This is a genomic window from Elusimicrobiota bacterium (genome assembly GCA_041660925.1).
In the GTDB taxonomy this organism is placed as follows: domain Bacteria; phylum Elusimicrobiota; class Elusimicrobia; order UBA1565; family UBA1565; genus JBAZUV01.
On sequence record JBAZVI010000009.1, the window covers coordinates 109857 to 131615 of the forward strand.

Consider the following 21759-nt stretch of genomic DNA (forward strand, 5'->3'; position numbering starts at 1 on the left):
AAGAGGATTTCAAAGTCATTTGCGGCGGAAGCCCTCGACGAGCTCGCGGGGGAAGCCGATGTCCACGACGCGCAGCTCGCCCACGTAGCGGGCGGCCGGGGCCGCGAGCAGTCCGCGCTTGGGCAGCCCGAGCGCGCAGGTCCGCGTCGCCGCCACGACGGCGCCGCTGTGGTAGCCGGTGTTCGGATCGATGCCCGAGGGGACGTCGACGGCGAGGATGGGCCGCCCGGCCTTCATCATGCACTGGATCATGCGGTGGACGGGACCGGCCGGCTTGCCGCTGGAGCCGGTGCCGAGGAGCGCGTCGACGAGCAGGGCCGAGGAGCGCAGGCGGATGTCCAGCTCGACGAGCTCGTCGGAGACTTCGTGGACGGAGACCCCGGCCTCGAGCGCGCGGGCGAGGTTCGCCTTCACCTCGGGGGAGTAGCCCCCGTCGCGCTTGGGCGGGGCGATGAAGGCCATGACCTCGAGCCCGGCGGCCTTGAGGAGGCGCGCGACGACGAGGCCGTCGCCGCCGTTGTTGCCGCGCCCGCAGCAGACGGTGACGAGATGCTCCGCGACGCTCAGGCCCTTGAGCAGCTCGAGCGCGTGCCGGGCTACGCCCTCCCCCGCCTTCTCCATGAGCGCGAGCGCGGGGATGCCGCAGCGCTCGACCGCACGGCGATCGAGCTCGCGCATCTCCTCGGAGGTGACGACCGGGAGGCCGTCGAACTCCTCGGGGATCGGCGCCTTCACGCGAAGACCTTCACGAGCTGGTGGACCGTCCCCCAGACGGCGAAGCCGAGCGCCAGGAGGGCCAGGCCCGCGGCGGCCAGATAGGGCAGGCCGACCGCCGTCCACGCCCGCGCGCGGCTGAAGCCGTAGTGGAGCCGGACGCTGCGCGCGCGCAGGGCGAGCACGACGAGGCCGGCGGCGGCGGCGAGTACGACCCCGGTCCAGGCCCCGCGTCCCAGCGCGCGGGCGATGAGGGCGGCCGGCGGCAGCAGCGCCCAGCCCAGGTCGGAGAACCCCATGAGGGCGAAGAGCGGGCCGGCGCGGCCTTGTCCTCCGAGGGCCTCGGCCGAGAGGTGCACGGCGGCGGTCATCACCACGCCCGTCGTCAGGCGCAGGACGCAGGCCAGGGCGAGCGCGAAAGCCAGGCCGCCGAAGCCCGTCCCGCGGCCGAGCACGGCGTCGGCGGCGGCGAGGGAGCACCCCGCGAAGATGAAGGCCAACAGCGCCGATCCCAGCGGCGTGCGCTCGCGCACGCGGCGCGCGGCGCGCACGGGCTCGAGGAGGAAGTCGGCGAAGATGCTCGTCACGGGCGCCAGAGGTACTCGAGCCCGGGTTCGCCCAGGACGGGGAGAGCGGCCGCGTAGGGCTTCAGAACGGAGGAGGAGTCGAGCATCTGCAGGAGTCCCGAGAGGGAGTCGGAGGCGTCGCGCACGATCTCGGGCTTGCCGGAGATGCCCCCGAGCTTCGCGGCCAGCTCCACCGCACGGGTGGAGTCGCCGAGCTCGTCGACGAGCTTGAGGCCGAGGGCCTGGCGGCCCGTGAAGATGCGGCCGTCGGCGAGGGGCCGGACGGACTCCTCGGACATCTTCCGCCCCTGCGCGACCGCGCCGAGGAACTGCCCGTAGGCGTCGTCGATGAGGCCCTGCAGGAGCTCGCGCTCCTCCTTGGTCATGGGGCGCGTCATCGAGCCGATGTCCTTCATCTTGCCGGACTTGATCGGCTCCGACCTGATCCCGATCTTCCCGAAAAGACCCTCGACGTTCGCGGTGTTGAAGATGACGCCGATCGAACCCACGAGCGTCCCGGGATGGGAGACCACCGCGTCGCAGCCGGCCGCGAGGTAGTAGCCGCCGGAGGCCGCGACGTCGTTGAGGATGGCGACGACCGGCTTCTTGTCCACGGTGCGCACGCGCTGGATCTGGCTGTAGAGCTCCTGGACGGCCCCGACGCTGCCGCCGGGGGAGTTGACGTCGAGGACGATCGCCTTGACGTCCTTGCGCTCGGCCATCGCGCGCAGGCGCCGGACGGTCGCGGGGACGCCGTGCCCGAAGCGCGAGCCGCCCTCGCCGTAGGAGATGACGCCGTTGATGGGGAGCCAGCCGACCGCGTCCTTGCGCGTCGCGGAGAGCAGGTCGCCGGCCTTCAGGCCCGCCTTCGAGGGCGTGGAGGGCGCGGGGGCGCGCAGCGCGACGAACAGCGCGGCCGCCAGCGAGAGCGCGTAGAAGCCGATGAGCAGCCGCACCATGCGGCTGCGGCCGGGGACGGGGGAGTGCGCCTCCTCGAGGGCGGGGCGGCTCCAGGGCTGCGGCGATCCTTCCGGCTCTTTCTCGTTCATGCGTCCTTCCTGACGACGGAGATGTCGATGACGCGGTTGCGTCCCGATTCCTTGGCGTGGTAGAGCGCCTGGTCGGCCTGGCTCACGATGGTCTCGACGCTGTCGGCGTCGCGCGGAAAGTGGGCGATGCCGATGGAGACGGCGGTGCGCACCGGCGAGCCGGCCTGGTCGAAGACCTCGTCCTCGACCGCCTTGCGCAGCGCCTCGGCCTTGCGCATGACGCCGACGACGTCGGCGCGGGGCAGGAGCACGGCGAACTCCTCGCCGCCGTAGCGCGCGACGAAGTCGGTCTCATAGACGCTCGCGCGCAGGATCTCGCCGATGCGGCGCAGGACCTGGTCGCCGAAGGGGTGCCCGTAGCTGTCGTTGAGCTCCTTGAAGTGGTCGATGTCGAGCATCATGAGACAGAAGGTGGTGCGGAAGGTCTTGGCCCGGACGACCTCCTCGCGCAGGCGCTCGTCGAACATGGCGCGGCGGTAGACGCCGGTGAGGCCGTCGGTCTGCGAGAGCTCCTCGACCTCCTGGAAGAGCCGGATGCGGCGGAAGGCGAAGGCCATCTCCTCGACGAAGCCCACGGCCTTGGTCTTGAGCGCCTCCGGCTCGAGCGCGTCGGGCACGCGGGCGTAGAAGTAGCCGACGAGCCGCTTGGCGTCGAAGATGGGGACCGCGATGGCGCGCTCGGGCTTGGTCAGCGCGTGGGCCGAGGTCAGCGCGAGCTTGCGCTCCTGGAGGCAGCGCTGCAGCGCCTCCCAGGAGGCGCCCACGCCCGCGCTGATGCGCCGGCGCAGGAGCGGCTGCATGTCGTCCTGGGCGCGCGCGGCGACGACGTAGAGCGCGAACTCCTCGACGCGCAGGTACTGCTGCACCGCCAGCTCGAGCTTGGGGCGCAGGTCGTTCCAGGTCAGGGACTCCGAGAGCCCCTTCACCATGCCGTAGAGCGCGAGGACCTCGCGCTGCTCGGTCTCGATCTCGCGGCTCTTGCCGCGGCTGCCCGCGACCTGCGCCTGCAGGGCGCCGCGCTTCTGCGAGCGGCCCTCGAGCATCGCGCTCAGGCGTCCGTACTCCGCGGCGTTGCGCTCGACGACGTAGGCCGCGTAGAGGCAGGCGAGCATGCTCCAGGCGCCCACGCCCACCCACAGGGCGACGGCCGCCGCGCTCACGTGGGCGAAGCCGGCGCCCCAGAGCAGGAAGCAGACGATGGCGCCGGCCCAGGACATCCAGCGCCGGCGCGGCCACGCGCCCCAGAGCGCGAACGCCGGCACGAGGGCCAGCCCGCCGGCGAGGAGGTCCCCGTCGAAGAGGTTCATCCGCTCACCTGGTTGCGCCCGCCGTTCTTCGAGCGGTAGAGGCGCTCGTCGGCAGCGCGGATGAGCTGGCTCAGCGAGGTCCCGTCCTGCGGGAAGGAGGCGACGCCGAAGCTCGCCGTCACGCGCGAGCGCCGACCCTGGAAGGTGAAGTCCTCCTCGGCGATCGCTGCGCGGATGCGGCCGGCGTTCTCGACGCCGGCGGCATGCGGCGTGCTGGGCAGGATGAGCGCGAACTCCTCGCCGCCGTAGCGCGCGACGCAGTCCACGGGACGGACGTTGGCCGTGAGGATGCGCGCGAAGACCCGCAGGAGCTCGTCGCCGGCCGGGTGCCCGTAGGTGTCGTTGTAGCCCTTGAAGTGGTCGATGTCGGCCATGATGAGGACGAGCGGGGACTGGCTGCGTCCCGCGCGCAGGAGCTCGTCCTTGAGGCGGAAGCGGAAGGTGCGCTGCGTGTAGAGGCCGGTGAGGCCGTCGCGCAGCGCCATCTCGCTGACCTCCTGATAGAGGCGGATGTTCTCGAGGGTCAGCGCGGCGACCGTGGAGAAGAGGTCCACCGTGCGCAGGTCGTCGGTGCTGAAGGCGCGCGGCGCGTCGGCCTCCACGCGCACGAAGCCGTAGGGCTTGTGCTGGACGTTGATGGGGACGAGCAGGGCGGAGCGGAAGGAGTGCGCGGCCTGGAGCTCGGCGAAGCGCTCGTCGCGCTCGACGTCGCGCACGAGGACCGGCGCGTTGCTGCGCACCGCCCAGTTCACCAGCGGGTCCGAGGGGACGCCGGTGAGGAGCTTCACGCGCGACTCCTTGTAGCGCGTCTCCAGGATGGTCTTCAGGCGCTGCGCGAGCTCGGCCTCGTCCATCGTCGAGCCCAGCGCCTTGGCCGCCTGGGTCAGGTCCCGGCGCAGCTGGATCTGGCTCACCGCGGAGCCCTGGTAGGTCTCGTAGAAGGTCTTCTCGCGCTCGAAGTCGCGGTTGGAGGTCTCGAGCTCTCCGAGCTCGCCGAGGATGCGGTTGCGCTCGGAGTCCATGCGGGAGCGGTGGAAGCTCAGCCCGAAGGAGAGCAGCCACATCGCCCCCGCCTCGGCGCCGAGCGCCATGAAATAGGCGGGGTCGGTCCGGCGGGCCATGCAGAGGGCCGCCGCGACCGTGGAGAGGAAGAGGAAGATGACGTGGACCTCCTCCTCGCGGCGGAAGTCGTTCCAGATGAAGACGAGGCCGAAGAGCGGGTAGAGCACGACCTCCCAGCCGGGGAGCAGGAAGAGCCCGGCGGCGACGCCGAAGAAGAGGAGGTTGGAACCGAGCAGAGTGAGGTTGCGGTGGCTCAGCATGCCGTACCTACTATGAGGTAATGATTACATATTTCAGGGCGGGAGTGATGTCGGGGAGGTTACAAACGATCCGCCCTCCCCGGGACGTTCCCGGGGAGGGCGAAATGGTGGAGGTGGCGGGAATCGCACCCGCGTCCACAAACAGCTCACGGCGGCCCCTACAGGCTTAGCCCGACGTTGGTTTCATCCCTGGAAAACCGTCGGACGAGTATCCAGGGACTAGCTCCGTGTTTTCTTGGGTACGCCCCGACGAAGCGCGCGGAACGGACCCGTGCCTGCTAGTTGACGCCGGCACCCGCTTAGCAGGTTTTAGCGGACCGACGTGGACCGACTACGGGTTAGGCAGTGGCCCAGGCCAACGGTGAGTTGGCTTTTGTTGTTTTAGCCGATTTTTATCCTGGCTTCGGCCGACCAGGGCCTGCGACCATCCGTCTCACTGCTCATGTCGAACCTGTTCACCCCCACCCGTCGGCCCCGGCCGCCTGCGGCGCCGGGCTGAAGCCCTCGCGAGTAAGGAATCTGCTCGCTCGGGGCCTCCCCATGGGGGGTTCCCCCCTCTGGCGCCTTCGGGCCGCTATCGCGGCCCAGGAAGGCTGTCACCCTCCACTAAGGTGCGGCGGGCCATGCCGCCGCGGCCTGATAGGTCGCCCCCCGCCTAGGGGAGCGATGTGGAGAGGACGAGACCGATGTCACACCGGATTCAAAGAGCCGATTTCTCGTCGGAGACGACCGGTGCGGGTGAACCTCTAAAGTATAACAGAGCCCTCGGGAAAGGGCAATACCGACAGGAACACCCATGGGCAAGGCAACGCATCATGAAAGAACTTTATGCCAGCTTGTGGTGTGGCACAAAACCCTGGGCACGTATCTTGAAAAAACGATCCTCAATCGCTGGGAACTCCTTTCGCGCGAACGCCTCACCGAGCCCTATGAGAGAGGATATGCCGCAATCCCCATCGATGGAATAACGACCGGCGGGGGCCACGGGGCTGATGCGGACAATTTTTCGGGCATCACCTAGAAGGATTTTCGCCGCCCCAAGCGATGAGGAGGACTGCCCAGCCATGAAGACATCTCTTGCTTTGAGGGCCCAATACCCAATCCCAGAGAAAAGTCCCGGCGTGACATCCAGTGCGGTTTCGGTACACCCAAGACTCAGGACCTCAATGTCCGTAGCCAGCTGACCACACATCCCCATCGCTTCGATAACTGCGAACACCGCAGGGTTGTTTGCCCACATTCCGCCGTCGATGAGCGGAACGCTCCCCGCAGATACATGCGCCGGGAAATAGCTCGGAGCCGCTGCGGTAGCCATAGCAACTTCGACGGCCGGTCGCAAATAATCGAAGCTGAGCCGAGGGTGATGGGAAGTCTTGTAGATATAAACGTCTCCAGTATCGCGATTCAGGGCGGGAATCATAAGCCGGGTCTTTGATTCCCCGAGACGACAAGCTCCAAAGACCTCAACCAAGGCGGTCTGTAGCGCCTTAGGGTTATACTTTGAAAAACTGAGATGCCGCAGTCTGGAGACCCACCCACCCCGGAAGACTTTGGGGCCAAGACGTACATAGAAGTCACGGAGTTCTACGGCACTCTTTCCAAGGCCGAGACCGAGAGCGACAATCCCGCCAGCCGAAGTGCCTGTAATGAAATCGAAGTAGTCCACCACTCGTGCGTTTATACGAGCTTCAACAGCGGCGAGGAACGCTGCAGGGAAAACACCCTTAATTCCGCCACCGTCAATGGAAAGGATTTTGAAACTCATTTTTCTCCCTCCGGAGTCTTAGGACCCGAGGCTGAATGTTCCCCCCCACCTAGCCACTCGCCAGAAGCATGCCATACCTCGTAAAAATAAAGCCAGAGCGAGGTCCAGGGAATCGTCGTCTCGCTAATCGGCCGGGAGGGGTTCCACTGACCGGAGCCAGGCACGTAGAGGCACAGCCGGTTGCCGGAATAAACATGCGGCAACTTCTCCGCTCCGGGACGAACGGTCAGCGTCGGCGCGATGACGCGCACATCGGGCCCGATTCCGAGCTCGTAGTCCACACTGACCTTGTAGGTTGTGCTGAGCGGTGTCGGCTGGATGGGACCGACCCAGCGGATTTTGTTTCCCGCCTGAGAAGCGCTGAACAGCGGCCAGTGCAACCGCATGCAGGTTATCTGATGCCGTGCGGTCAGGATTTTCTTGCGGGGCGGACTTAGGAACCTAATCCCCATAGAAGGTGTTGGGGCTGATGCTCCTAGGTGCCGCCGACGCCACGGACGAGAGCGTCCCCAGACCGCCGACGCGCAATGCGCCTTTGCTCCGAGAATTCTGGATGCGCACCGCCTGCTTCTTGAGGGCGTTCTGCGCGACAGTCTCGCCGAAAAGCTGGTTAAGGACGACGCCGACTTCGTGTACGCCCGTCTTGTTGTGAAGTTCAGACCACTGGCGCTGGAACGACTTGAGCCAGGCGACAAAGGCAGGATACCCGACCGCGTCCTGATCCCACTTCTCGCTGAAATCCTCCTTCGGGTTCTGCGGGTTCATGACCCGAAGCCGGCCGGAGATCGGCAACTGCGAGACGATGTCTGCGAAGATCGAGGTGAGTGATTCACTTATGGAGTTGTGGCCCGAGTAAAAGTGCGCCGCCAAGGTCGTCAGGACGATGGAAATGGGCGCGGGCCCAGCTGTCTCGGACTTGAAGACGATGTCGCGGTTACGCTTGATGAGTTGGACGACCAACTTGAGGGCCTCCTTCTCATCGGCGGCCTCGTGGTCTGGCAGCGGCTCAATGTTGTTCCGCATCTCGGCGAACTTGCGAAGAGCGGTCCGACTGGCGAACCAAGCGGAGTACCCGCGGGGATTGCTGGCCTTCCAGGTTCGGGCTTCGCGGTCGGGCACTAGCAGGCACGTACCGCCCAAGGATGGATCCGGGATGGCGGGCAGGATGTCCAAATAAAAGTCATTGGCGTAAGTGACGCGAATGCAGCGGTTTTTCCTGCTCACCATCGGTCGGTATGTATCGTTCTCCCGCAGGCGGGACTCGACCGCGTTTAGAAGGTCAACGGGGTTCTGGAACTGTTCGCGCTTGAGCGCAAACTCCAAAACGAGGTCGAGGTCATACTCCTCGCACCCCAGCGGCTTGACCGTCGTGCCGAGGCTGAGCGAGCCCTGTGGGTAAATCTGTGGGTTGGCGAGGCGGAAGAAGGTCGAGTCCGCGAGCCACTTGCCGATAGCCCTATAGCGCTGTTCGGCCAAGGTGTGCTGCGTTGGCGAAAGTTGGAGCTCTTCGCAAATACCCGCCAAAAGCTCGTCAGTCTGGCCGGCACGACTCGTAAAATCAAACATATAAACTCCTACCTCTTCCGAAATGAACGTCGTACTGGGATAGCTGGTTCTACATACCCTTCATCATGTCCATCATGCCCTTAGCCTGCATGACCAGACCGCGGAGACTGGCGACCTGCCCACTGATGTCCGAGTGACCAGCTTTGGCGATGACGCCGTTTAGGTCGCTCATGAACGCCTGCAAGTTGGCCGACCGAGTGATGATGTTGTCCAGCGCCGCGGCCTGCACCTTGCCCCGCATCACCTTGATTTTTGCGTTAGCCTCGTCGCGAACCGAATCGTCGGTCTCGGGGTCTTCGCTGAGGGACGTCAGCTGCTCAATCGCCTCTTTATAAAGGTCGTTTACCTTCTTCTCACTGGACATGGTTACCGAGCCTCCTGAAGCCGTAGTACAGCCTTGCGCATCTCTGTGGCCTGCCGAACGAAGTCCGCCGTGGCGACGACACGCGTGGCCTCGACGTCGCCGGCGATGGCGACGAAGCACTTTTTGGTCGCGTCGAGGGCATTCTTGTAGTCCTGAATGACCTCGCGCTGAGCGTTGATTTGCATCTGAATCTTGCTGTATGCGACCGCACTAATCTCCACCTGCCCGACCAGAGCCGTCAGCGCGTCCACGTCAGCCGGTTTAGGCTCTACTGCGACTTCGGCCGGCTGGTAGGTGAGAGGTTTGTAATTATTCCGGCCCATACCTTGCCGAGCCGTGTTCAGCCGGGAGAGTAGCGACTCCATGTCGGAAGTTGGCTTAAAGGTCTTCATGCGCGTGTAGAAGCGCCCGCCGAGGGAATCTACCTGCACCCGGTAAGGATCCTGCTGAAGCTTCAACTCCTGAACCAGGACATCTTCCAGGTCGTCGGCGTCAGCCGACAGGATGTCCAAGATACCGATCATCGGCTTCTGCGCAGCGTCAACAGCGTTCTTGAACTTGCGCTTTTTGACGGCATCCTCGATTAGAGACACTCCCTGCGCGACCACATTCAGGTAAGGCCCCCCCTTCTCCAGCATCTTGCTGACGCTCGCGAGGTTGAAGGACGAAAGCCCCTGCTGGAGACCTGAGATTTCGGTCTTTAGCGCGTCGGCCGACGATCCCTCGCCGAGCTTAATCAGGACAGAATTGTAACGGTCGATGAGAGCGATAGCCTCCAGCCGCAGATTTAGGGCCGTTTTACGCGTCTCGAGGACCTTGATGCGGTCGGTGATACTGCTCTCCTGATCCGGTCGGTTGGCGATATCGTCAGCGATGTTGCTGGAGCGAAGATAAAGGTCCAGCGCGTTCGATTTGACGCTGGCGAAATTCTCGCGATAGGTGTTGAAGCTGGCGGGGACGGAGACACATCCAGAGAGACTCATCCCGAGCAGACCCAACGCGAGCATACGCAGGATTGACGGAGTACGGATAGCATTCAAGTTCATAGTCCTCACCCTTCAAATACCGGCATCTCGTGCGGCGTCTCGGCGGGCTTTTCGTGGCTATACGGCGAGGTTATCGTCGAGGAACAGCAATTCGGTCGCGAAAAAGCGAGTCCTATTATACCACAGAGCTGGCAGTCATTCAATAGGAGTGCCAATAATAGAAACTGCTTTTTACTAATAGATGATAGAAGATACCGCCGTTCTTGTTAGTCGGATTCGAGGACGACGCGGTTGCGGCCGGAGGTCTTGGCTTTCTGGAGGGAGGTTTCGGCGCGCTCGCCGGCTTCGAGGACGGCGGGGAGCGCGCCGGTCTTGCCGGCGTGGATGCGGGCGGTGCCGGCGGAGACGGTGATGCGCAGGACCTGGCCGTCGGCGGCGCGCACGCCGTCGCGCTCGAGGACGCGGCGGCCGAGCTCGTTCTGGACGCGGACGCGGGCGCCGTCGAGCAGGCCCCGGAGGTCCGTCTCCTTGGGCCCGACGAGGATGGCGAACTCCTCGCCGCTCAGGTGCAGCGCGTAGGCGTCGTGCCCGGCGACGGCCTCCGCGAGGAGCTCTCCGAAGCGGACGAGCACGCGGTCGGCCTTCTCCTCTCCGAGAGAGCGGTTGACGTCGCCGAACTTGTCCAAGTCGAGCGCGGCGTACTCGACGATGAGCCCTTTGCTCACGAGGCGGTCGACGTTCTCGTCGAGCCAGCGCCGGTTGGAAAGGCCGCTCAGGGCGTTCTTGTACAGGAAGGCCTCGATCTTCGCGCGCAGGACCTCGTCCTTGATCCTGGCGAGGAGCTCGGCGGCGGAGGGCCCCGAGCCGTCGCGTCGCGGGATGCGGTCGAGCGGGTTGTGCGAGAGCTCGGACTCGAAGCGGCTCAGGAGGCCGCTCAAGCCGGCCGCACGCAGGCCGACGCGGAGGGCGTAGACCGTCGAGCGCGGCAGGACCTTGCCCGAAGCGTCGGCGACGAGGTCGCCGCCCGCGGTCTTGGCCGCCTCGCGCGAGAGCTCGGAAGCCTCGAGCGCCCGGTGGAAGGCGCCGGTCCCCGAGGGGATGGGCGCCATGCCGAGGTTGATCGTCGACTGGATCGGCGCCTTGGTCTTGAGGTCGGCGACCGCCGTGCGGCGGCCGGCGAGGTGATAGGCCACGGCGATGCGCAGAGCGTCGGCCAGAAGCTCGGCCTCGCGGCCCCGCAGGCGGGTGAAGACGGCGAAGCCCGTGGGGCTGCGGCGCACGATGAGGCCGTCGTCTCCGAGCACGCGCGCGGCGATGCGCGCGGTCTCGCCGAGGTAGAAATCGCCGGCCGCGTGGCCTTCGGCGTCGTTGATCTCCTTGAGCCAGTCGAGCTTGAAGGTGATGAGGGTGCGGTTCTCGCGGGCGAGCCGGTCCTTCTGCTCGTCGAGGAAGACGCGGTTGGGGACGCCGGTGAGCGCATCGGTGAAGGCCGCCTTCTTGAGGGCCTCCAGGGTCACCCGGTCGACGCGGCCCTCGCGCGCGCCGGCCTCGAGCATCGTCCCGAGCCCGGTCCCTGCGGCGGGCTTGAGCGCGGTGACGCGCTTGCCCTTCGGAGCGGCGGAGACGGCGTCAGCCCCCCCCTCTTTCCCCCCCGCCGGGGAGGACAGTTCGGAAGAACGAACCCTCATGGAATCAAAGGCCGCGGAAGCGGCGGCCCCGGCATCCTCGCCGGCGGCGTCGCCCTCGACGCCGAGGGTCTGCTGGAGCTCCAGCGCGGAGCGGCCCTTCTCCTCCAGCTGGGAGGACGCCGTCGGGGCGCCCCCTTCCCCCGGCGGCCCCTTCGCAGGAGCGATGAGGACGTTTGCGGATCCGACCTTCGCCGGCACGACAGCGGGGTTGGAGGGGAGCGCGGGCAGCGCCGCCCCATGCGTGCGCGCAGCTGCGTTCTCCGCGGACACGCCGGCCTTCACGGCAGGCGCGGCCTGGGAGAACGAAGCCGCCTGCGGCACGACCGCCGGAAGGTTCGAGAGCCCGGGGACCGAAGGAGTGAGGTTGAGGGAGCCCGCGGTCGCCGCGGGGTTGACGCTGGGAACGGCCTCGACGACGATCTTGACCGGTGCCGTCTCGCGCGGCTGAGCGCAGACGAACCCCGGCGCAAGGAGCGCGCCGAGCAGCGGCGGAAGGAGACGACGGAGCGCAGGGGCGAGCATAGGGGTCCCCAGGAGTATAAGTATAGAGGGAGTCCCTTGGTTTCGCCAGCCCGGAAAGGCCCCCTGCGAGGGTGCCGGTGGACCCAGCGGAAAGGAGGTCTTCAGTCCTTTTATTCCTTCCCCCCTCTCGAGGGGGGATTGGAGGGGGGTAGGATATGTGAACGGAAGCTCTACCCTCCCCCAACCCTCCCTCGAGAGGGAGGGTGAACGACGCGATGCGGAGCGCTCCCGTAAGCGCGCCGCATCTGCTAGACTCTCGAACATGAAAAGCGCGGGGTACCGCATCCTCGTCGTCGAGGACGAGCAGGACTGGTCGGACATCGTCCGGCTCTGGCTCAAGACGGCGGGCTACACGAACGTCGAAATCGTCTGCAGCGGCGCGGCGGCGCTCAAATCGGTGCGCAAGGACCCGCCCGACTGCATCATCCTCGACCTCCAGCTCTCCGACCAGGACGGCACCCTGGTGTGCCGCCGCATCCGCGAGATGCCGCGCGCGCGCGCGACCCCCATCGTCATGATGACGAACTATCCCGGGGAGAAGGTGCTCTGCCTGCGCTCGGGCGCCGACTACTTCGTCGCCAAGTCCCCCAACGGGAACGAACTGCTCGCCACCCTCGAGGCGGTCTTCCGCCGCCGCGACATGGACGCCGGCCTCATGCGCGTGGGCGACCTCGCCTTCCAGCCCGACACCTACGAGCTCTTCCTCGACGGACGGCCGGCGGCGAAGCTCACGCCCAAGACCTACGAGCTCATGCTCATCCTCGTACGCCGCTCCCCCTCGCCCATCGGACGCGAGGAGCTCTTCCACCTCGTCGACAACCGGGAGGATCCGGCCATCTCCCGGGCGCTCGACATCCTCATGAACCGTCTGCGCAAGTCCCTGCCCGAGATTTTGAGGCGCCGGATCCGGGCGGTCCGGGGCTTCGGCTACACCTACATTCCGCCCACCGTCCCGCTGAAAAGCGTAGAAAAAACCGACAAAAAGCCGTAACAGCCGCCGTTACCTGCCGTTACCCCTCCCGTTTGTCCACGCCTCGCGGTCTGTGAATTGAGTTTTGCCGGTTTTCCTGTTAAATCATTAATGCCATGGCGCCCAGGATCCGAGCCTCCCTCCTCCTTCTTACAAGCGCCCTCCTCGCGGCGGGGGCCCTCGAGGCCCGGGCCATGTCGAGCTCCTACCGCAAGGCCTCGAAGATCCTGGCCGAGTCGGCGGTCCGCTCCAAGGTCAAGACGGTGGCGGTGCTCACCTTCTCGGCGACCCGGCGCGGCGACGAGCCGGGCGCGATGGCGGTCTCGGAGCGCCTCATCTCCCAGCTCGTACAGGACGGCAAGGTGCAGGTCGTCGAGCGCACGCTCCTGCGCCGGGTGCTCGACGAGCAGGGCCTCGGCGGCTCCGGCCTCCTCGACCCGAACCAGGCCGGCGAGATCGGCCGCATCCTCGGCGTGGAGGCCATCGTGACCGGGACGCTCATGCCCACCGGCGAGGAGGAGTTCGAGGCCAACGCGCGCATCATCGACGCCCGCACCGCCCGCATCATCGGGGCCGCGGTCATCACCATGACGCGGGACTGGCCGCGCACCGACGCCCCGGCCGACTGGAAGGGCTGGGACGTGCCCAAGCCCCCGCTCATCGACGGCGAGCTCGGAGTCTGGTGGCAGAAGAACGCCTACATCGTCCCGGTCACGGGCTGCAAGGACTGGGAGGGGGCGGTCGACGGCCTCCAGAGCGACGGCATCGACCTCAAGGCGCGCTACTGGGCGGCCCGCATGCTGGAGCCGGGCTTCTCGCGCGCCTCCATCCAGCGCAACCCCGGCTCCGAGATCCGGAACATGCAGCTGCGCTACCGCTTCTACGAGCGGCTCAAGGAGTACCACGAGAGCGGCGTGGAGCCGCTCGGCGCCGTGGAGTCCGAGCACCTCGCGCGGCTGGAGACGAGCTCGCGCGAGCTCGTCGAGCGCTGCGCCGGGGAGTGACTCCCCTCCCTCTTCGAGGGAGGGGGTGGGGGTGGGTAGAACCCCAGGACGGAAGCTCTACCCTCCAAGCCCTCGGCGGCACCCCGGCGCTGATAGTGCCGCGATCGCGCGACGGCTATTCTACCCCTCCCCGACCCTCCCCTCGAAGAGGGGAGGGAGTCAAAATAGCATGGGAAAAGACCCTTTCCGACTGAAGCTGGACGCGCCCCCGCCTATGAAAGGCAGCGCTCGAGCACGCGCAGGTCGCGCTCGGTCAGCTCGGGGTAGTTCCCGACGTAGAAGCCGCAGGCGTGGATGAGGTCGGCGCCGGGCAGAGGGTAGCGGCGCCGCACGTACTTCCCGTAGAAGGGCTGCTTCTGGATGTTCCCCGCGATGATGGGCCGGACCTCGACGCCGGCCGCCTCGAGCCGGCGCAGGTACTTCGGGCGCAGCGCCGGGCGGCGGCAGAGCACGGGGAGGCAGAAGCTCGAGAGAGTGCGGACGTGGCCGTGCTCGAGCGGCAGGAAGTCGGGGTTCGCGCGCAGCGTCTTCTCCAGGCGCAGGTAGTTGCGCTCGCGGCGCAGGACGTTGGCGCGCAGCGAGCGCAGCTGCAGCCGCCCCAGAAAGCCGGTGACCTCGGTTGGCCGCAGGTTGAAGCCCAGGTCGTAGAACGCGTACTTGGCCTGGAACTCGTCGAGGACGCGGTGGCGGCGGCGCCAGCGCCGCTGGGCCGGGGCGGCCAGGTTGCGGTCCCAGCCGTTGGCGCGCACGATGCGCAGCATCTCGCCGAGCTCGGGGTCGTCGGTGCAGGCCATCCCCCCCTCGATCGTCGACATGTGGTGCCCGACGTAGAAGGAGAAGGTCGAGGCCAGGCCGAAGTTGCCCGCGAGCCCCGAGGGGAGGCGCGTGCCGAGGCTCTCGCAGTTGTCCTCGAGCAGGAGCACGCCCTCGCGGCGGCAGAGAGCGCGCACGCGGTCGAGGTCGCCGGTAAATCCGAGCGCGTTGGTGAGGAAGAGGGCCTTCAGGCGCGTCGTGCGCAGACGCGCGCGCAGGTCGGAGGCCATGACGTTGAGGGTGGCGGCCGAGCAATCCACCGCGACGGGGACCAGACCCATCTGGAGGATGGGCATGACGTTGGTCGACCAGGTCAGCGCCGAGAACCCCACGGCGTCGCCCGCGCGCAGGCGCCCGAGGTTGCGCAGGGCCTGGAGCAGGGCGAGGTTCGCGCCCGCGCCGCTGTTGAAGAGCACGGCGGAGCGGCGGCCCTGCCAGAGGGCGAAGTCCCGCTCGAAGCCCGCGCACTGCGCGCCGATGCTCAGACGCGGAGCCCTCAGCACGAAACGCGCCAGCGCCCGGCGGGTCTTCTTCTCGTCGTAGAAAGCGTAGCGCATCAAAGGGATTTTCATGTGCGGCCCCAACGAGGCCGCACATATCATAGCTTGCCAGACGGGGGATGTTCTACATGGTTGGGCGCAAAACAGCCATAATGGCACGCGCCCGAATGGGTCCAATACCACTAACCTCTCTCAGTCCAGCTTCTCCAGCCTGGAGAAGCCCCTCAATACTGCCGAATCGAGACAACAACCGACCCGCATGCGCGGGACCAATCCCTGGAATGGCCGCAAGCATCCTCAGCCTTGTCCGATCAGGATGGAGCCCCTTATCGGCCGATGTTCCAAAACTCGTGTCTGGTCGATAGTGTTCCTCAGAACGCTTCGACTGACAAAGCCGCCCTAACTCCAAGAGAAACAAACAAGAACCTGCCTCATCTTTCGTGAACACGGTTGGGATTCGAAAGGTGCTCAACATTTTAAGGTAGGAACCGCGCACGGCCTTAGGCCACAGCTTTTCGCAATACCCCTCGCATCCCTCAACAAGCAGCAGAGTGCGTGGAGCCGTCCTTACTAGTGCTGCAAGCTGTCGATAAAACCGGCCATCATAAAGTGAATTCATGTAGTCCCCGACGCTCTTCCTCTCAATAAGTATTTTGCCCATTACGAGGTAATCACCGACAGGGAGGCGGCCAACGCGAGCGACAGCTCCCGCAAGAGCGAGTTCCCGCGGGATACCCGATCTCGTTTCCGTCATATCACATAGGATTTCGACTGAATGGTAGGGAGTCCAAAGCCGTTGCTCCGGCTCAGGAGACGTCATGAATGCTAATTCCATCTGATTCGGATGCCGCATCTCTCTATCTCGCATTACGACCAAGATAGGAGGAAAGTTCCCTTATCAGGAACTCCGGACGTCTGGAATTACTTGTTCGTGACCAAGCTGGAGAGTTCTCGGTAGAACTCTCCAGCAGTGCGGATGCGCTTGGCGGGGTCGGGCTCGAGGACGCGCTCGAGCAGCGCGTCGAAGCCGGGGGGCAGGCCGGCGGCGAGCCGCGAGGCGGGCTCGTAGGACTTGTTCATCTTCCCCAGCAGCATCGCGGCCCCGGTGCCCGCGTAGGGCAGCTCGCCGGTGAGGGCCTCGTAGAGGCAGACGGCGAGCGCGAAGACGTCGGACTCGCGGCAGACCCCGCCCTGCTCCTGCTCGGGCGCCATGTAGGGCGGCGTGCCGACGACGGTGTTCGTCATGGAGAGCCGCGTCAGCGAGTCCTTGGCCTGGCGCGCGACGCCGAAGTCCATGACCTTCACGACCCCCTCGCGGTCGAGCATGACGTTCGAGGGCTTGAGGTCGCGGTGGATGATGTTCTTGCGGTGCGCGTAGTCGAGCGCGGCGCAGCAGCCCTCCATCAGCTTGAGGGCTTCGGCGAAGGGCAGCCGGCGCTGCTCGTCGATGAGCTGGTGCATCGTCTTGCCGTCGACGTGCTGGAAGACGAGGTAGACGTCCCCGCCGTCCTCGACGATGGAGTAGATCTCCACGATGTTCGGATGGTGGAGCGCCGCCACCATGCGCGCCTCCTGCAGGAAGCGCGCGGACTCGCGCGGGTCGGAGCGGATCTCCTCGCGCATCTTCTTGACGGCCACCTTGCGCTCGAGGTGGCGGTCGAAGGCCTCGTAGACCACGCCCATGCCGCCGATGCCGAGCCGCCCGCGCACCTCGTAGACCCCGGCGATGAGGGAGGGGTCGCCGGCCGGGACCGGCCCGAGCGGGGAGGACTGCGGGCCCTTCGAGGACCCCGTCAGCCGCCCCTTCAGGCGCTTCATCCACTCGCCGGTGAGCGTGTGCAGCAGGCCCAGCGCGATGAGGAAGCCGCCGACGAGGCTCGCGATGCCGATGAGGAGGAAGTTCCGGTCCCTCGAACGCCCCGTCGGCCGCGCCCCTTCCTGGACGATGACCGCCGGGAGGGCTTCTCCGCTGAAGAGGAAGGCGAGGTCCGCGTCTTCGGGCAGCTGCAGCGCGCGCTGGTAGGGCGCCTGGTACTTCGGGGAGAGCCGCGCGGCCTCGCCGAGCGCGGCGAGCGCCTCGGGGCGGCGGCCGAGCCCGGTCAGAGCGAAGGCCTTGTGGTAGTACGCCTCGGCGAAGCCCGGCTCGGAACGGATGGCGCGCTCGGCCGCCTCGAGCGCCCGGTCGAACATGCGCTGATGGCTGAGGACCCGCGAGTAGAGCGAGAGCATGCGCGCGTTCTCGGGCGCCAGGCGCAGGCCGGCCTCGATGTCGGCCTGGGCGAGCGGGTAGGCCTTCATGAGGAGATGGGCGAGCGCCCGGGTGTAGATGGCCGCGGCGTTCTGGGCGTTGTAGGACAGGGCCTCGTCGGTCAGCCGCACGGCCTCGCCGAAGCGCCGCTCCTTCAGGAATTGATCGGCGGCCCGGGCGGCCTGCTTGGAGCGCTCGGCGTCCTCGACGGTGACCATGCCGGCGGGGACGCGGAACTCGGGCATCGCCCCCGGCTCGCCCTGCGGCTGGAGGGAGACGCCGCTCCCGCCCTCTCCCGCCGCGGACTGGCCGACGAGACCTCCGCCCTGCGGGGCGGCGCCTTTGCTCGCGCCCGCGCCCGCGCGCGAGCGGGAGTTCGCGAGCAGCGACTGATAAGCCAGGTTCTTCGGGTTGAAATCGAGGGCGCGCCGGGCGTCCTGAGCGGCCCCCTCGTAGTCGCCGAGCTCGAACTTGGCCTGCGACATCGTGGCGTAGGGCTCGGGATTCTTCGGGTCGAGCTCGATGGCCTCGCGCGCGGCCTCGACGGCCCCGGCGTGATCGCCCGTCTCGAACAGGTCCTGCGCGTAGCCCCCTTTGAACCGGGAGTCATTGGGGTAGCGCCGGGACAATCCCTCACTGAATCCCAAACGGTCGCCTCCAGGCCTGCTACCGTGGAAGAGAACTGTCGCGATTTCGGGATTCGACTGAAGTAAGCTCATTCGCAATTCACGCATTTCGGCTGTAAGCGCTACTCTTTGCTCAAGCCCTATGGTTCCGGAATTAATCTTATCTTTGCGCTCCTGAATTTCCGCGAGGATATCTATAGCTTTCCCCCGCTTATCAGACGGCATTTGGCCAAGAGCTTGCTCGAGGCGCTTCGCCATTGCCGAGCCAATAAGACCCCACCGGGAATATTTGCTCTCAATCTCCCGTAAGGTAGCCTCGCGCTGTTCAGGGGTGCGGACATCGACAGGGACATTCTTATTCTCTCCCATGCAAAAAGAACCCTGAATGAGAAATACGAGAAGCAAAAATATCTTTATCATTGAGTTCATCAAAAAGGATATTGATTGAGCTCCGTATCGACATACGTGCGAATCTTCTCATGACACACATCAACGCTCATTCTTGGAGAACATCCCACTTTCCGCATCGCCTTAATGCATCCTTCAATAGGATCCGTTCCGCATCGCAGACGCTGGCGACAACCCTCTGACGTCTCATTGTCCAAACACCGTGCAGGATTGGCCACGGTCGCGCAACCGCAAAGGGCCGCGGCAAGAAAAATCAAAACGATTCCCTTAATATTCATATAGGCGCCTTCAAGTGTAGACAGAGCGAGGAACTCTGTCAACGAGTACGAGATTTCCGCCGCGTGCCCCGGCGGCCGAAATCTCGTACTACAAGCTCTCCGGAGACGATAATCCTGTACAATCCTTTCCCAGATGCGGAGCAAATCGAGCGCATGACCCGTCCCGGCAAGAAACGGCTCGATTTGCTCCTGGTCGAGCGCGGGCTCTTCGACTCGCGGACCAAGGCGCAGGCCGCGCTCATGGCCGGGAAAGTCGAGGTCCCCGGCCGGCCCCGGCCCAAGGCCGGCGACCTCGTCGACGAGGGAGCGGAGCTCGTCCTCCTCGAGGACGCGGTCCCCTTCGTCTCGCGCGGCGGGCTCAAGCTCCAGAGCGCGCTCGAGCGCTTCGCCCTCCAGTGCGCGGGCCGCGTCGCCGCCGACATCGGCGCCTCGACGGGCGGATTCACCGACTGTCTGCTCCAGCACGGCGCCCTGAAGGTCTTCGCCGTGGACGTCGGGCGCGGCCAGCTCGACGCGCGCCTGCGCGCCGACCCCCGCGTCGTGAACATGGAGAAGACCCACGCCTCGCGCCTCCCCCCCGACGCCTTCGGGGCGTCCGCCGGGCGGCCCGACCTCGCGGTCGTGGACGTCTCCTTCATCTCCGCGACCAAGGTCCTGCCCGCCCTGCTGGCCTGCCTCAAGCGCCCCTGCGAGCTCGTCGTGCTGGTCAAGCCGCAGTTCGAGCTCGAGCCGAAGAAGGTCCCGAAGGGAGTGGTCCGCAAGGACGAGCACCGCCAGGAGGCGCTCGCGCGCGTGCGCGCGGTCTGCGCGGAGCTGCGCCTCGAGGAGCGGGGCTGCATGGACTGCCCCGTCAAAGGCCCCAAGGGCAACGTCGAGTTCCTGCTGTACCTTTGCCGGGAATAGCTTATCTGAACACTCTCGGGAATCCCACCAGGGATTCCCGACTAGCGGACGGCGCCCGCCCGCTTCAGCGCGTCGAAGAAGGACTCGGCGACCAGCCGCCCCCCCTCGTCGGTGAAGTGGCAGAAGTCCTGGAAGTACGCGTCGTCGAGGGGCACATGGCGCGCCGCGTCGGCGAGAAGGATGCCGGAGTTCCCGGCGGCGAGACGCCGCACGATCGCGTTCTCCGCGTCGAGCCCCTTCTGCCAGCCGTCGGCGAACGCGCGCCCCAGCCGGCGCTCGGCCTTGGCGCGGTGGTAGGGCGGGGTGCCCAGGACGAGCCGGGCTCCGACGTTCCTTGCGAGCAGGTTCAGGGTCCGGAGGTTGCGCTCGAAGGTCGGCAAGCCGAAGGGGCCGCGCTCGAAGTCGTAGGGCCCGGGCCGCGTGAAGAGCGCGCGCAGGTCGCCGCGCGGCCCGACGATCCGCCAGCGCAGGAGCACGTAGGCGCTCGAGGCGTTGAACCAGCGCGGTAGCCGGTCGAAGACCGGATACGGCGTCGCGCCGATCTTGCGCCGGCGGTGGGCGTAGTCGGGGCGGAAGCCCGGCGTGTAGGACGACTCGAGGTCGTTGATGCCTTCGAGCGCCAGGACGAAGTCGGGCTGGAGATCCTGATGGATGAGCAGGAAGTTCACGAGGGTGTCCGCGCTCGTGGCCCCGTTCTGCGCGGCGATGACGACCTCGTACTTGTCCGCGCCCAGCATCTTCTGCAGCGCCCACGGCCAGCGGGCGTCGTAGGTCGTCGAACCCCCGTAGCAGAGCACGCGGACCCGCCGCTTCGGGCTCTCGAGCTCGGGCCCGCGGTCGCCCCAGGTGTTGAACTCGATGCCGCCCGCGCGGCCCTTGGTCGCGAGGTAGGGCAGGTACGGGTGGTCCGCCATGTAGAGGTGGACCTCCTGGTAGAACTGCGCGGTCGCGAACGAATAGGGAAGCTGGCGGTACTTGAGGAAGAAGGCCAGATAGCCGGTCCCCTCGACGAGGAGCATCGCGAGAATGCCCAGCAGCGGAAGAAAGGCGAGACGGAAACGCGGCAGCGCGGGCCTCTCCTGGCTCACGAGGGAATCATAGGATATCGACGCGGCGGGGGACGCCGTCCTCTCCATGCCGGCATGGGCCGCCTACCGCCCGTCATCCGCCGCCCTATCTCGGAACCGCTCCCAGACCTCGCCGAGCGACTGCCCCATCTGGGAGACGAACAGCATTCCAGCCGCCGTCACGAACACGTACCCGAAGAGGTGCACGCAGGTGGCGTACGCGAACGCCACGTCTTTGTCCACCCCCCAGGAGCCTGCCATCCTCGCGATGGCGAACTCGAAGTTGCCGAAGTAGCCGGGCATGCCGGGGACGGCGGAGGCGACCGCGGCACCGAAGATCATCACCACGCACTTCGAAACGTCCAGTACGCCGCTGATACCGAACGCGCGGGCCACGATATAGAAGTTCAGCGCGTTCAGCAGCCACTGTCCGACCGCGAGCACGACGAGCGCGGCGGCGGTCGGGAAGGAATGGAAGGCCCGGATGCCCATGCCCAGATGGCCCAGCCCCTTCGCCGCCCGCGGGAACCTGCGCAGAAGCCCCCCGAGAGAGCGGTGCGTCATGATCTCATCGATGAAGACCAGGACCAGCAAGCACGTCAGAAGTCCCGCGAACAGGAGTCCGGCACAGCCCCCCCAGCGGATGAGGGCGTCGCCTAAGCCGCCGAGCCGAGCCGCTATGACGAAGAGCGCGCCGAGGACGATGGTGTCCAGCGCACGCTCCGCCACGAGCGTTGCGAACACCGTCGCGACGGGAATCCCGAAGAGCCCGGCGCCGAAGGTCCCGCGCACGATCTCGCCGAGGCGCAGCGGCAGGACGTTGTTCAAGGCCATCCCCGAGACCTCCAGCCGGAACGCATCCCAGAGCCGCACGGGACGCGAAGGCTCGAGCAGGATGCTCCACTTCAGCGCCCGCAGAAACATCTCCCCCGCCGTCGCAAAGAAGACCGGAACAACGACCAGCAGAGAAACGTTCGCGTAGATCCCCGCCAGTCGACTGAAGTCGATGTCCCGGAAGGCGAGCCACAGCAGTGCGGCGCCGACGAGCAGGCCGCCGACGATGGAGGATTTCGCTTTCAGCCTCGATGCCACG

At 66.3% G+C, this 21759-nt stretch carries 18 protein-coding genes and 1 other RNA gene; 3 read left to right on the forward strand and 16 right to left on the reverse strand.

Features of this window, described 5'->3' with window-relative positions; genetic code table 11:
• Positions 1-15: 15 nt before the first annotated feature.
• From WC969_12795 to WC969_12850, 12 genes are all read right to left on the reverse strand, one after another.
• Entirely contained in the window at positions 16-735 is a 720-nt protein-coding gene (locus WC969_12795) for an NAD(P)H-hydrate epimerase (GenBank protein ID MFA6030728.1), read from the reverse strand.
• On the reverse strand, positions 732-1301 hold the full coding sequence (locus WC969_12800) for a hypothetical protein (GenBank protein ID MFA6030729.1): 570 nt from the start codon (positions 1299-1301) through the stop codon (positions 732-734). The genes WC969_12795 and WC969_12800 overlap by 4 nt, the downstream gene beginning before the upstream one ends.
• Complete coding sequence (sppA, locus tag WC969_12805; GenBank protein ID MFA6030730.1) at positions 1298-2329, reverse strand: signal peptide peptidase SppA; 1032 nt, start codon at positions 2327-2329, stop codon at positions 1298-1300. The genes WC969_12800 and sppA overlap by 4 nt, the downstream gene beginning before the upstream one ends.
• Positions 2326-3636 (reverse strand): diguanylate cyclase, encoded by a 1311-nt coding sequence (locus WC969_12810; GenBank protein MFA6030731.1) that lies wholly within the window; start codon positions 3634-3636, stop codon positions 2326-2328. The genes sppA and WC969_12810 overlap by 4 nt, the downstream gene beginning before the upstream one ends.
• Positions 3633-4958, reverse strand: coding sequence for a sensor domain-containing diguanylate cyclase (locus WC969_12815; protein ID MFA6030732.1), 1326 nt, complete (start codon positions 4956-4958; stop codon positions 3633-3635). Before WC969_12815 ends, WC969_12810 begins: the two co-directional genes overlap by 4 nt.
• Positions 4959-5063: 105 nt before the next feature.
• Positions 5064-5421: a transfer-messenger RNA gene (ssrA, locus tag WC969_12820) on the reverse strand.
• A gap of 363 nt (positions 5422-5784) precedes the next feature.
• Positions 5785-6723 (reverse strand): CBASS cGAMP-activated phospholipase, encoded by a 939-nt coding sequence (locus tag WC969_12825; GenBank protein MFA6030733.1) that lies wholly within the window; start codon positions 6721-6723, stop codon positions 5785-5787.
• A complete protein-coding gene (locus WC969_12830; protein ID MFA6030734.1) occupies positions 6720-7103 on the reverse strand; it encodes a hypothetical protein in 384 nt (127 codons plus the stop codon). The genes WC969_12825 and WC969_12830 overlap by 4 nt, the downstream gene beginning before the upstream one ends.
• A 61-nt stretch (positions 7104-7164) precedes the next feature.
• Positions 7165-8289: a nucleotidyltransferase gene (locus tag WC969_12835; GenBank protein ID MFA6030735.1), complete on the reverse strand. Its 1125-nt coding sequence runs from the start codon at positions 8287-8289 to the stop codon at positions 7165-7167.
• Between the two features lie 49 nt (positions 8290-8338).
• Positions 8339-8653: a hypothetical protein gene (locus tag WC969_12840; GenBank protein ID MFA6030736.1), complete on the reverse strand. Its 315-nt coding sequence runs from the start codon at positions 8651-8653 to the stop codon at positions 8339-8341.
• A gap of 2 nt (positions 8654-8655) precedes the next feature.
• The gene (locus WC969_12845) at positions 8656-9699 is read right to left on the reverse strand and encodes a hypothetical protein (protein MFA6030737.1); all 1044 of its coding nucleotides are present in this window, start codon (positions 9697-9699) and stop codon (positions 8656-8658) included.
• 206 nt (positions 9700-9905) lie between these two features.
• A complete protein-coding gene (locus tag WC969_12850) occupies positions 9906-11849 on the reverse strand; it encodes a diguanylate cyclase (protein ID MFA6030738.1) in 1944 nt (647 codons plus the stop codon).
• Positions 11850-12111: 262 nt separating this feature from the next.
• On the opposite strand from WC969_12850, the gene WC969_12855 reads away from it, so the two are divergent.
• Both WC969_12855 and WC969_12860 read left to right on the forward strand, forming a co-directional pair.
• On the forward strand, positions 12112-12840 hold the full coding sequence (locus tag WC969_12855; GenBank protein MFA6030739.1) for a response regulator transcription factor: 729 nt from the start codon (positions 12112-12114) through the stop codon (positions 12838-12840).
• 95 nt (positions 12841-12935) lie between these two features.
• Positions 12936-13823, forward strand: a complete 888-nt coding sequence (locus WC969_12860; GenBank protein ID MFA6030740.1) for a FlgO family outer membrane protein — start codon at positions 12936-12938, stop codon at positions 13821-13823.
• Between the two features lie 212 nt (positions 13824-14035).
• On the opposite strand, the gene WC969_12865 is transcribed toward WC969_12860, so the two are convergent.
• Entirely contained in the window at positions 14036-15193 is a 1158-nt protein-coding gene (locus WC969_12865; protein ID MFA6030741.1) for a DegT/DnrJ/EryC1/StrS family aminotransferase, read from the reverse strand.
• An 864-nt stretch (positions 15194-16057) separates the two neighbouring features.
• Positions 16058-18031: a protein kinase gene (locus WC969_12870; protein MFA6030742.1), complete on the reverse strand. Its 1974-nt coding sequence runs from the start codon at positions 18029-18031 to the stop codon at positions 16058-16060.
• A gap of 818 nt (positions 18032-18849) precedes the next feature.
• On the opposite strand from WC969_12870, the gene WC969_12875 reads away from it, so the two are divergent.
• Positions 18850-19599: a TlyA family RNA methyltransferase gene (locus WC969_12875; protein ID MFA6030743.1), complete on the forward strand. Its 750-nt coding sequence runs from the start codon at positions 18850-18852 to the stop codon at positions 19597-19599.
• 41 nt (positions 19600-19640) lie between these two features.
• On the opposite strand, the gene WC969_12880 is transcribed toward WC969_12875, so the two are convergent.
• Both WC969_12880 and WC969_12885 read right to left on the reverse strand, forming a co-directional pair.
• Entirely contained in the window at positions 19641-20687 is a 1047-nt protein-coding gene (locus WC969_12880) for a GDSL-type esterase/lipase family protein (GenBank protein ID MFA6030744.1), read from the reverse strand.
• Between the two features lie 63 nt (positions 20688-20750).
• Positions 20751-21758, reverse strand: a complete 1008-nt coding sequence (locus WC969_12885; GenBank protein MFA6030745.1) for a lysylphosphatidylglycerol synthase transmembrane domain-containing protein — start codon at positions 21756-21758, stop codon at positions 20751-20753.
• Position 21759 lies beyond the last annotated feature (1 nt).

Coding starts and splice junctions, on each gene's coding strand:
- WC969_12810 (MFA6030731.1), bottom strand. CDS start 3,636: ATGAACCTCTTCGACGGGGACCTCCTCGCCGGCGGGCTGGCCCTCGTG.
- WC969_12875 (MFA6030743.1), top strand. CDS start 18,850: ATGACCCGTCCCGGCAAGAAACGGCTCGATTTGCTCCTGGTCGAGCGC.
- WC969_12815 (MFA6030732.1), bottom strand. CDS start 4,958: ATGCTGAGCCACCGCAACCTCACTCTGCTCGGTTCCAACCTCCTCTTC.
- WC969_12850 (MFA6030738.1), bottom strand. CDS start 11,849: ATGCTCGCCCCTGCGCTCCGTCGTCTCCTTCCGCCGCTGCTCGGCGCG.
- WC969_12845 (MFA6030737.1), bottom strand. CDS start 9,699: ATGAACTTGAATGCTATCCGTACTCCGTCAATCCTGCGTATGCTCGCG.
- WC969_12840 (MFA6030736.1), bottom strand. CDS start 8,653: ATGTCCAGTGAGAAGAAGGTAAACGACCTTTATAAAGAGGCGATTGAG.
- WC969_12835 (MFA6030735.1), bottom strand. CDS start 8,289: ATGTTTGATTTTACGAGTCGTGCCGGCCAGACTGACGAGCTTTTGGCG.
- WC969_12855 (MFA6030739.1), top strand. CDS start 12,112: ATGAAAAGCGCGGGGTACCGCATCCTCGTCGTCGAGGACGAGCAGGAC.
- WC969_12825 (MFA6030733.1), bottom strand. CDS start 6,723: ATGAGTTTCAAAATCCTTTCCATTGACGGTGGCGGAATTAAGGGTGTT.
- sppA (MFA6030730.1), bottom strand. CDS start 2,329: ATGAACGAGAAAGAGCCGGAAGGATCGCCGCAGCCCTGGAGCCGCCCC.
- WC969_12865 (MFA6030741.1), bottom strand. CDS start 15,193: ATGCGCTACGCTTTCTACGACGAGAAGAAGACCCGCCGGGCGCTGGCG.
- WC969_12860 (MFA6030740.1), top strand. CDS start 12,936: ATGGCGCCCAGGATCCGAGCCTCCCTCCTCCTTCTTACAAGCGCCCTC.